The organism is Paraburkholderia dinghuensis (assembly GCF_003837865.1).
GTDB classification, from domain to species: domain Bacteria; phylum Pseudomonadota; class Gammaproteobacteria; order Burkholderiales; family Burkholderiaceae; genus Paraburkholderia; species Paraburkholderia dinghuensis.
The window spans coordinates 1-10267 of the sequence record NZ_RQIS01000041.1 but is presented as its reverse complement, the minus strand read 5'-3'; the positions used below and the strand labels follow the sequence as shown (position 1 = coordinate 10267).

The 10267-nt window shown below is 56.0% G+C and carries 13 protein-coding genes and 1 pseudogene; 11 read left to right on the top strand and 3 right to left on the bottom strand.

The window, feature by feature from the left end; all coding sequences use genetic code 11:
- Positions 1-187: hypothetical protein (locus D1Y85_RS27375; RefSeq protein WP_221410347.1), on the top strand; the 187-nt coding region annotated here is incomplete at its 5' end.
- A 349-nt stretch (positions 188-536) separates the two neighbouring features.
- Here the strand turns inward: D1Y85_RS27375 and D1Y85_RS27995 are convergent.
- Complete coding sequence (locus D1Y85_RS27995; RefSeq protein ID WP_124154075.1) at positions 537-1031, bottom strand: helix-turn-helix domain-containing protein; 495 nt, start codon at positions 1029-1031, stop codon at positions 537-539.
- Positions 1032-1308: 277 nt separating this feature from the next.
- Between D1Y85_RS27995 and D1Y85_RS26705 the strand changes: the two genes are divergently transcribed.
- The 10 genes and pseudogenes from D1Y85_RS26705 (at position 1309) to D1Y85_RS26660 (ending at position 8048) form a co-directional block, all read left to right on the top strand.
- Entirely contained in the window at positions 1309-1914 is a 606-nt protein-coding gene (locus D1Y85_RS26705) for a hypothetical protein (RefSeq protein ID WP_185219140.1), read from the top strand.
- An 87-nt stretch (positions 1915-2001) separates the two neighbouring features.
- Positions 2002-2610 carry a hypothetical protein gene (locus D1Y85_RS26700; RefSeq protein WP_124154074.1) on the top strand — a complete coding sequence of 203 codons (609 nt, stop codon included), beginning with the start codon at positions 2002-2004 and terminating at the stop codon, positions 2608-2610.
- 275 nt (positions 2611-2885) lie between these two features.
- Positions 2886-3419 (top strand): HAD domain-containing protein, encoded by a 534-nt coding sequence (locus D1Y85_RS26695; RefSeq protein WP_185219139.1) that lies wholly within the window; start codon positions 2886-2888, stop codon positions 3417-3419.
- Positions 3420-4124: 705 nt separating this feature from the next.
- Positions 4125-4430 (top strand): hypothetical protein, encoded by a 306-nt coding sequence (locus D1Y85_RS26690; RefSeq protein ID WP_124154072.1) that lies wholly within the window; start codon positions 4125-4127, stop codon positions 4428-4430.
- A 193-nt stretch (positions 4431-4623) separates the two neighbouring features.
- Positions 4624-4935: a helix-turn-helix transcriptional regulator gene (locus D1Y85_RS26685; protein ID WP_124154071.1), complete on the top strand. Its 312-nt coding sequence runs from the start codon at positions 4624-4626 to the stop codon at positions 4933-4935.
- A gap of 51 nt (positions 4936-4986) precedes the next feature.
- Entirely contained in the window at positions 4987-5238 is a 252-nt protein-coding gene (locus D1Y85_RS26680; RefSeq protein ID WP_124154070.1) for a hypothetical protein, read from the top strand.
- A gap of 193 nt (positions 5239-5431) precedes the next feature.
- Complete coding sequence (locus tag D1Y85_RS26675; protein WP_124154069.1) at positions 5432-6592, top strand: hypothetical protein; 1161 nt, start codon at positions 5432-5434, stop codon at positions 6590-6592.
- Between the two features lie 71 nt (positions 6593-6663).
- Entirely contained in the window at positions 6664-6879 is a 216-nt protein-coding gene (locus tag D1Y85_RS26670; RefSeq protein WP_124154068.1) for a hypothetical protein, read from the top strand.
- Between the two features lie 133 nt (positions 6880-7012).
- A pseudogene (locus D1Y85_RS26665) lies at positions 7013-7210 on the top strand (N-6 DNA methylase); the annotation flags it as partial.
- Positions 7211-7418: 208 nt separating this feature from the next.
- Complete coding sequence (locus D1Y85_RS26660; protein WP_148089156.1) at positions 7419-8048, top strand: hypothetical protein; 630 nt, start codon at positions 7419-7421, stop codon at positions 8046-8048.
- Here D1Y85_RS26660 and D1Y85_RS26655 read toward each other — a convergent pair.
- Both D1Y85_RS26655 and D1Y85_RS26650 read right to left on the bottom strand, forming a co-directional pair.
- Complete coding sequence (locus D1Y85_RS26655; protein WP_124154066.1) at positions 8045-8428, bottom strand: hypothetical protein; 384 nt, start codon at positions 8426-8428, stop codon at positions 8045-8047. The genes D1Y85_RS26660 and D1Y85_RS26655 overlap by 4 nt on opposite strands.
- 240 nt (positions 8429-8668) lie before the next feature.
- Entirely contained in the window at positions 8669-10033 is a 1365-nt protein-coding gene (locus D1Y85_RS26650; RefSeq protein WP_246025063.1) for an AAA domain-containing protein, read from the bottom strand.
- Positions 10034-10267 lie beyond the last annotated feature (234 nt).

The window sequence follows — 10267 nt, the reverse complement described above, 5'->3', positions numbered from 1 at the left end:
GTGCGGTACCTTGAACATCTCTGCTTTCCTTCCTTTGGGTCGAGTTTATACGCGACCTGCTGGAAGGCGAAATTTCAGGGGAAGCTCAATGTGGAAGCCGCGAGCAGGCAGGGATAAACTCGGTTCACTATCTTTCAAGAAAAAGTTCTTTTCGATGTCGAAAAAACTCTGGCTGAAAAAACTCTAAATTCTCAGGTTTGACGTTTTGGCGCGAAAACCGTTTTTGTGATATCGCCGTCGCGCCCAGCACCGAGGAGCGTCGTCCAAAGTGCGCGAAAACTTGAGACGTCGTGATTACCAGAAGGAAAACCTGAGAGTCTTTGCTGATGGAGGACTGTAGTCGATAACGCGCTTAAGTCGGGATTTTCAGTGTGACGGTGAGCTGCATTGTGAACCAACGCGTGGCCGTGATGTCGATTGTCGACTGATGATGAGAAGCAAAATGCGACAAGTTCTATTTCTCGATGTTGACGGAGTGCTCTGTCGTGGCATCGCATGCCGCTAGGGCGACGGTGTTGTGAGTCGAGCTCCTGGGCTTATAGAGTTATTTGAGTATGCATGACTGATGGGGCACCAGAACCAAGGAGTTCTGTGATGGAAACGCCGAGGGCTTCTGCGAGGTCTTGCAGGTCGACTGCCATTGGGCTTGCCGCCTCGTTTTCCAACCGCCCCACATATGTGCGAAATCGGTGCGCTTTGACCGAGAGTGCTTCCTGACTCAACCCTTGCTGACCGCGAAGTCGCTTCACGTTGGCTATTACACGGGCTGTGGCGTCTTCGCCAGTCGGTTGCTGTTCGTCGGCGGGCCGGTCACAAAAGAAGTCGAGCACATCCACGCCCAGTGCATCTGCTAGTCGCGCAAGTGTTGAAAGTCGCAGGTTCGCCCGGCGACCTTGTTCGACGCTTGCGAGATTGGGGCGCGCGAGAGAGGCCCTCGCGGCAAGTTCGTCTTGCGAAAGGGCAACCCTTCTTCGAATTGTCTTTAGTCGTTCGGATATCCCGCTGGCGACTGCGTCACGGAGCTTCGGCATAGCCGCACAGCATCCCCCGCAGTCAAAAAATATTCTACCATTCGGCGTATGCACGCTTGAAATAAGTACGCACAAAAAGCTACAATCAGGTCAGGCCGACGGAGCGAGCGCCTTCGTTGCTAACACGTCTTGAGCGATTCGATTGACAGCCTGCGGAGCAGCCCACTGAGGGAGGCGTGTGCAATTGACAACCCCGTAGTCTCAACGAGGCGACTGGGCCGCGCAAATTGAAGGCCGCCGGGTATTGGCCGGCGGCTTCCTTTCGAACGGGACACACATGGTTTTGATTTTTTTCTGCGTAAGCGGCGTCCTAGGCGCGATTGGCCGACATCCGTCCATCACGACACGAGAGGGCGCGCCAGCGGCTACACGGTCGCTAGAATCCGATGTCCGCCTGTTCGCCGAAACAATTGAGTCGTTTCCAGGCGCGCTTGTTGCCGTAGGGAACGACTGGCCTTTGGTCCATAACCTTCCTTTCCTGCGAGAGGCGTGTGCGTCGTTCCGACATCGCATTGTGAATTCAGTGAGGCTTGTCAGTGAAACAAAGGAAGAGTCGATACTGGCATTCATGGAGCCTCGTTGCGAGCCATACGCTGTTGTCACGTCGCCGGACTTTGAATTCAGCGATGTGACGGCGGGGATGCGCGTCGACGTTGGTTTTGAGACAGGCTTTAACGAAAAAGCCGCCGACCGCCTGCGAACGCTTCTGGAAGGGTTCGGCGAGGCGGCTAAACGACCTGCTTCCGGGGAGGAGGTTCTAAGCGCGACAGTTAACAACCCGTTGGTGCAGCGTCTGCAAGGCCACCTTGCCCAGCTACGTCCACCGAACTATCTGAATGGCCAACGCAAGTTTGTCGAGAGGCTGTACGCTCGGCGGGCGTAAGTAGCCAATACCGCCTTTGACTGGGAAACTGCGAAACTTGCCCAGTTATTCTTCGCAACCTCAATGACCCACTGGGCTGGAGCGCGCATGGTTTACGTATTCTTTTGTGTGAGCGGCGCTCTCGGTGCGCTAGAACCGCATTCACCATCAATGCAGCATGATGGTGAGGTTGAGGTGTCCCGCTCGCTGTGTCGTGACGTATTGCTGCTAGAGAGAATCCTAAACGGCTATCGGGGAGTGGTAATCGTAATCGGCAATGCCTTGCGGTTCCACTACGACCTCGAGGCTATGCGGCGGGCGAGCGGTCAGTTAGGGCGTCGAGTTGTAAATATCACCGATATATTTTGCACTACGGAAGAACTGGCGGTGTTGGATTTTATGTCGACCCGCTCGGACCCGTACGTCATTCTTGCCTCTCTCGACCTTGTGTTCTCCGAGCACACTGTCGCGCATCGTGTCGACCTTGACGCGGAACGCGGATTCGATGTTGAAACGCTAGCCGAATTTGAGATGCATTTGCAAGCGCACGGCGCGCACGCGACTCGACCGCCGTCAGATGAAGAAATGCTAATTGCAACAGTTGGCAGCGATGCTCTGCGACGGGCGAAGAGTTTCGTCTCACGCGTGCGCGCCCCTGAAGAATCGAATTATCAGCGTGCACTGCGGTCGCTTGTCGACCTTGTCGGCACAGATTGAAACATTCCCAGAGTTTTCGTTGGGTGAAGTCGACCAGTACCAGTGGCGTGTGGTGTGAGGTGGACGAGGCGCTTTGTCCGTCATTAGCCGTACAAACTCAGGAATTGGTTTTTACGCGGCCAATCTAGTCAAATCAAAGATTTACGTAAGGCGTCGTGGCCTGTGGATGCACCTCCATAGGCCGAACGTGCCGCACTGCTAGCCGCCAGATTCATGCCTCACTGCTCGCGGCGAGAGGCCGGAGTCCGGGGCACAGATGCGCGAAAGGAGTGGTCATGCGACAAGTTCTGTTTCTTGATATCGATGGCGTACTGCATCGCGGCAATGCCTACAGAACGCCAGGCGGTGTCGTGAGTAGTGCTCCCGGGCAAATCGAATTGTTCGAATACGCTGGCGTGCTCGATGAATTGCTCCAGCCATATCCCGCAGTAGAAATCGTGTTGTCGACTGATTGGGCACTGACGCTAGGGCTTGAATACACCCGCGCGAGTTTACCTCTCGCAACATTGCGAGACCGAGTTTCGGAGGCGACGTACTACGGCAATAAATTCCACGACGCGGTGTGGCCATTGCTGCCTCGAGGTGCGCAGGTGCTCGACTACGTTGCTCGCCGTTCGCTGACGAGCTGGCTCGCTGTTGATGATAGAACAGATGGATTTGAGGCTCATCGCGACAGGCTTGTTCACTGCCAATCTGAGGTCGGTCTTGGCGACCCGGCTGTCGTAGAACTATTTCGTCTTCGATTGCAGAGTGTTTTCTCACAGTCGTTCACAGAGGTTGCCGGGGAGCGAACGACGCCATCGAGGTAAACCCGGGGTAATTGGTTTGCGTATCGGGGCGCTGTGAACATACGGTAGAGGGTAAGCATGTCAATCTATTTGCATCCGACAGGAGAAGGCTCAGGTACGGTCTATCTGGAGCGCTGGTCGATACGAGAATGTGAAAACGGCGAGCGCCGTTTTGTCGGACATAGCCGGGAAACGCGAGATGGACGCGTGAGCACGGCAATAGTTGAGCTTGATGCTGTGGCGCGTAGGGGCGTACTGCAAGCGGTCGTATCTACCACCTCCTCGGCCCGAGCGGATTCAGCAGCGACGCAGAGTGCATATTCAACCGCGTCGCCGACATCATTGGCTACGGCGCGTCGTGGCGGGACGTGACCGAGGAGCTCATTCCCGATTGCCGTGTGAGAAAACGTGCAGGTCTGCGACGCCGATGTCGAGGACCTCTCAGGGCACCGACATCGGACGAGATACATCGAGATGGCTATAGAGCGAATCCAATATTCGCCAGACACATCATGAAAACCGTCAAACGCCGACTGTATGCCGACGGAGATAAGAGCCGCGCTATTTGCTCGAACTGCCGCGCGATAGTAACAACGACGTTCGAGCGTCGCGACATACCCTTCAGCGACGGCAGGCGCGTGGCACGCGGAATCTTGGTGTCCGTCTGTGACGTCTGAAAATTCGTTGTAGCCATCCCGGCGCAATCAGCACTTTCATCACGAACGCATGGCAACTGAACTTGTCTCCTGGGGCTACACCGCGTGGCTTACCCAGCGCCCCATTGGCTATGAATTGTCCGGTTATGTCGAGGGGCGTGAATTCGCGGTTGTTGCAGATACGCCCGAACATGCCGAGAGAGAGTTTTCCCGGGCTGCCCGTCGAGCATGGTTGCGTCGGAAGCTTCGTCGCATCCGGGGCTTGCCTGTGCGAGAGATGCCGCCCGTGAGTACCGCCGACACGTATCACGAAATCTCGCTGGTTGAACTTATTGTGGCCGTGGCCGGAGCGCTGTTGAGGTGTGCCCGGATTTGAGTATTGAGCCTTCCATGCACGCTTTTCCTCGGCGAGCACAGGCGTGCAGCTTTCCCCTCGGCAGTTGACCGCTTCCCCGCAACCGATGTGGGACGTTGGTCACGAATTCGAGGGATTAAAGGACACAGGTTAATAGCGTGTCTTATAAGACGCAATATAGGCCTGATTGAACTTAACGTATCGCAGGTGGCACATGTGCCTATTTGAACTCGGCGAAGCGTTTCGTCGCGCCCGGATTGCGGCAAACAAGACCCAGCAGCAGGTGGCAGAGCTAAGCGGTGTCACTCGCGCGCGAATTAGCCGCTTTGAGACCGGACAACTTCCCGAACTCGGCACAGTAAAACTCCTGAGTCTCTTCGAGGCGGTGGGGCTCGAGCTATTTGCCCGGCCAATTGGCCATGGGCGAACGCTTGATGACGTTCTTGCCGAGCAGCGAATCTCGGCAGTCTCCGAAAAGGAAACCCGGCGGCGCGTTCGAGTCCCGCGCTCGGCGAAGACCCGATAATCGCCGACATCGTCGGCAATGGGCGTTGACACAAAAGAGCGCGAGTAGTCCATGAGCTACGTCTTCACTCTCAAATACCAACTGGCAACAGAAGACTGCGAGCACGAGCAACTTGTTGAGCGGCTCGCGGAGGCTGGCTGCGACGATGCGACGATTGGTGTCGGTCAACCCGGACGAATTGCGCTTGCATTTACACGGGATAGCGCAAACGCTGATAGTGCAATCCTCTCTGCGCTGCAAGACGTAAAGCATGCGATTCTTACCGCTTGCCTTATCGAAGTGGTCTCGATTTTGTCGGCTTGACCGAAGTGGCAGAGGTTGCCGGAATAACCGTCAGGCTCCGCAAGTTGATGCTCCCGCATGCGACGGAATTTCGCGCTTCCGGTTCACGATGGCGGTCCGTCCACGGGGTACATTTCTGATAATCCCAGTGTGGCTGAACGGTCGCAGCGGCTGACCGTGAGGCCCGACTTCCCGAAGACATCGAGTGACCGGCATGCCAACTGAAACTCATAATTTCGAGCGCGAGAAGCTCTATGAGGAAATCTGGTCGGAGCCTGTCAGTAAAGTAGCGAAGAGGTACGAAATCTCCGACGTCGGTCTTCGAAAGATATGCGTCAAACTCCACATACCGGTTCCACCTGTCGGGTACTGGGCAAAAATCGCCGCCGGTCAGACAGTCAAGAGGCCACCCTTGGCACGAATCAAGGGGCTAACAACGTACCAGCGCACTGTCTACAGGCACCCGCAGGATGACGAACGTTCGACGCGCACTAAGGCTCGGATTGGTGATGATGCCGCTCACGCTCCCGAGGTGCCGACTGTTGCCCCGCGTACGTCCATCGACGATTGCCTACCGCTCATCAAGCGGATGGCGAAAAAACTTGAAGGCAAGCAGCGAGACTCCCGTGACTGGGCTTATTGCGATGGGGCTGGGCTCATGCGTCTCTCGGTTTCGCAGCAAAACTCATTGCGCGCGCTCCTGGTGCTGAACCAGCTACTGCAGACTCTGTCGGGAGCGGGCTACCAACTTTCCACAGCGGGCAAGGAGAATGAATCCGCCTATGTGGTTGTCATGGACGCCAAGCTAACGTTCCGCATGAAGGAGCGGAGTCGGCAGGAGAGAGTTCCTCTCACACCAGAACAATTGGCTGAAAACAAACGTCTTGGATTCAACCGGCACAGCCAACGCGACGTTTATCACGCCACGAACGAACTCGAAATTTCAGCATTTCGACTCGGACACAGCTACGCCGACGCAAGCACCGCAGACTCACGAAGCGCTGCGATTGAGACAAAGATTCGGGCATTCGTCGTTAGACTTCGTCACTTCGCCATTCGAAACTCTGTCAATGCGGAGATAGAGGCCGAACAACGAGTCATCGCCGAGGCCCGGGCGGCCGAACGTGCGCGACTTGAAGAGATTCACAGAGCCGAACTCAATCGCTTGAAACAGGTCGAGGAGTGGGCCTCACAGCTCGAACGGGCCAATCGCCTGCGCGCCTTAGCCGCCGAATTCGAGTCGAGGAACCGGAAGTCGTCGGACGGAGTCATCGATGCAGCGTGGATACGGCGGGCAGCGGATTGGCTAGACCCAACGGTCGATTGTCGCTGGGACGATATGGACAACGTTCTGTCTCGATACCGTGCATGGTAGACAACCGGTCGTGTTGGGGATTGAGATTTCCTGGCAAGGGCTGCCCCTTTACCGACGACCAGGAGATAGCGATGAGTCAGTTCAAGCAGAAAACGACATGTACTGACAAGCTTTTCCGCGTAAAGGAACAGGACGGCCGTATCACGACGGTGTCCGTTGACCCCGTTCTGGTCTCTGCCGCCATTAATGCATTAGGAGACGCCGGCGTGGTCGCGCGGCTCGTTTGGGATGCAAGCCTACGACTCGATAAGGCGAAAGAAAATTGCAGCCGCTTGCGTTTCGTGTAACGCCAATTGATTCTGAGCTTGCAACGGCAAGCCTCGTTTGCCGATAGGGCACGTTTGGTCAACGGCATCAAGCGGCAGAATCATTGAGCATGTAGCGTGAATGGCATCACGGGCGACCGCCGACGTAAATCCGCTCAGACCCGGTCGCCTCGGCGAGCTGGTCGACCTGATTTCCAAGATTGGCCTTGGAGAAGGTCACCACGCGAAGGACCTGTTAGGCGAGGTGTACGAGTACTTCCTCGGACAGTTCGCGACTGCCGACGGCAAGAAGGGCGGACAGTTCTACACACCGGCCTCCGTGATGCGCGTGCTGGTCGAGGTGCTGCCCCCCCCCGCTTAGCTGTCAAGTATTTGCCGACCGCGCCGATATTTGAGGTATATCGGAAATTGAAGAGCCAATTATGCATGAGGCATTTCACCCCTACACACACAAACCAATTACGGCCGAAGAGTATTTTCTCGAGTTCGGACGCGTAGAGGCGACCTCATCAGCGGTCGACACTCGCCCCCGGGCGCGATGCCCTTTCTGCCCGCAGCTAATGTCAGTAGTTGCTGCCGCTAAAGGAGGACATTTCGCGCATCTTCCAAAGTCCGACTGGTGCCCCAGCAAAGAAAAGACCGCCGGGCCGTACTTGATACTTACGCCGGCTGACCCGGACGACGAAGCTGCGGAAAAGCTAAAGGCAGATTTCCGTGATGCGTGGCGGCAGCATTACGCTCGGTTGCAAGAAATTGCTCCAGGGTTCTCCCATAAGGAATTCATCGAACTGCTTAAACGAGCCAATAGGTCGAATATATGGGCCTACAAGGACCTTCAACCCCAGCATTTGCCTTATATCTTGCCGCTTCTGGCGGATTTTTCTCCGGCGAGCGGACGACGGCAGAAATCCGATACAGGTGCACTTGAACCTGCTCGGAGACTTTGGCTGCGCTTTATGTACAGTTCGGCGGTTCGTCGCGCTGAAGACCTGTGGATTCGTCCAACCGGCGAGGTGAAGTTCTTCCGAGTAAGTTATCGTCCGCCTCCGCGCTCTGCACCAAAGCCCAAAGACATCCTGAAGAGCGTCGAAATCGAGCGCACCGACGCCTTCCTTACTGCGATACTGCGACCACTACCTGCGTTTGTCGTCGACGAGGTGGAGCGATGGCTTAACCGGTACCTAGCCTAGCGACCAAGTAGATTGCTGACGACGTGAGCTTCCGCCTCATTGGTTACGATGAAGGCCGGAGGTATTCCCTCGATGGCAATCTTCTCTGCCGCTGCCTGTGCCTCGTCGCGCGTACTTCCGGCAGCAACAAGCCATACTTGCACTCCAGAGCGCCTAGTGCGGTAGGGCGGAATGTCGTAATTCATGTCACCGGATGCGCCCCATGCGTCGAGTACAGGACGAATTCGTTCGTCGGCTTCGAGTATGTCTTTGAACAACTTCAGAATCCTTACGTTCGACGCCGTCAGAGGGAGCCATGCGAATTCAAGATTCAAAAGGGAGTCTTCCTGTAGATTGCTCGCCGCTATCAAAAAGTTTCGTTCAGGGTGCGCTTGTGACATGCCTCGCTCCATAGTCTCGTAGACCGTGTATAGCGAGCGTTGTCGAGCACCGCAGTGCGACGGAATAGGAAATCGCTGCCTTCGGCAAGCGCCTTGTCATTGCTGTACTGCCCACGCCGTACGCAGCGTCGTAGGGGTTTGAGCTGGAACGCCCACTTCCGCAGGCGTTCCAGCTTGGGAAATCGGATGCGTCGGGAGCCGTTACTCTGATGTCGAAGGCTAGATTGCTCGACCAAACATCTAAATAACTGGCCGCTCCAAGTTCGGGCGTCTGCGAGAGTGTTCATCGACGTAGGGCGTTTGCAAGATTCTTCGCTGCAGCAAGCTTTTGCGCACCGCCAGAATCTCTTGCAGTAGGTCCGAGCCTCGATATAGCAGCGATGTCTCGTGGCGTGCATATTCTCCGGCGCGTTGCGCGCTAAGCCAGTTGAACGAGCCGACACAGTAGACGTCATCGTCGCCAATTATGAGCTTGCTATGCACTTTCCGTACAAAGGTGACTGCGATACCTGCGTCGCGAAAGGCTCTTACGTCCGCAAGAAGTTGCGTCAGCTTTCTTTTTCGAGCGTCAGCGCGTGCATCTTCGATGTTGAGTTGAGGGTCGGTATAGACTTCAACGTCTATCCCACGGTCAATGGCCTCCAGCATGGCATCGAATGCGCCAATTTCCTTGGTTCGCTCTAAGCGAAGCCATGGTGTGACTATCTGGAACGTCCTTTTCACTTGAGACAGGGTGTGTAGCAGGAATGCATCGTGTCCAGCAGCGTCCCGCAGTTGAGAAACCACCGTCTTCGTGGTTTGCAGGTCGGCGCGTCGACGATGCTCAAACGTTAGGGCGTTCCCAGGGTTCTTAAACAAGAAACGCGCCAGAACTCCGCGCGGTTCGGTCGCTGAAACTGCATCTATGGCATCCATGTCGCCAAACACAATGAAGCTGTCTTTTGCGCGCGAGACTGCAACATTCAACATGCTTGTGCTTTTGTCGATAAAGCGGCCGTCTTCGTGCTTCGAGTACACAGGGGAGAAAATGACAATATGACGCTCAGCACCCTGGAGGGCGTGGACCGTGCCCGCAGTCAATTGCCCGTCTTCACGACCAACCTCGATGCCCACCTTTTCGCATGCCGCTTCGATGGCTGAGACTTGGCCGGAAAACGGTGTGACAATGCCCACAATCTTGTGGAGCGGTGTGCCGTACTTCATCTCTAACATGCCACGATTCGCTATGAGCCACGCGGCGATAGTCTCGGCCTCGAGCAAGTTACGGCGACTTCCAGCTGGCAGGCTCTGGCAAATGCCGTCAACGTGAACGTATGCCATCGGGGGCAGGTATTCGGGCGTTCCGTCGTGGGGTGAGGGTGCCGAACCACGTCGAGGCAGGAGCTTCCCGTGGTAGCAAAGCTTATTGCTGAACTCGATGATATCGTCGTAGCAGCGCCGGTGCTCGTACAAGTACAGTCCTCGGTCGAGTTCGGGGTCTGCGTGGTAGCGCGTTGCGTGCTGTGCAACCCGCATGACGCTGCCGCTCGCGGCAGTCTTTCCGGTGCTAGCGAGCTCCTCGTATGTCATGGTATTTTCGGCGCCAGTAAGCAAGCCGAAGCTCATTAGATTACCGAAGTCGACTCGACGCGGAACGGACCAAATCGGTTCAATCTGTCGCGTGTCACCAATGACGAGTGCTTTTCGAGCCAAGGAAAACGACGCACCTGCGACTTCTGGAAGCACCTGTCCCGCTTCGTCAACAATCAGAAGTGAGGTTCCCCCGGTTTTTCGCCTTCCAGAGGCCCCGGGTTATGCAGCCGCATCTCTTGTCCGCTGAGCCACAAGCCAGTCTTGTAT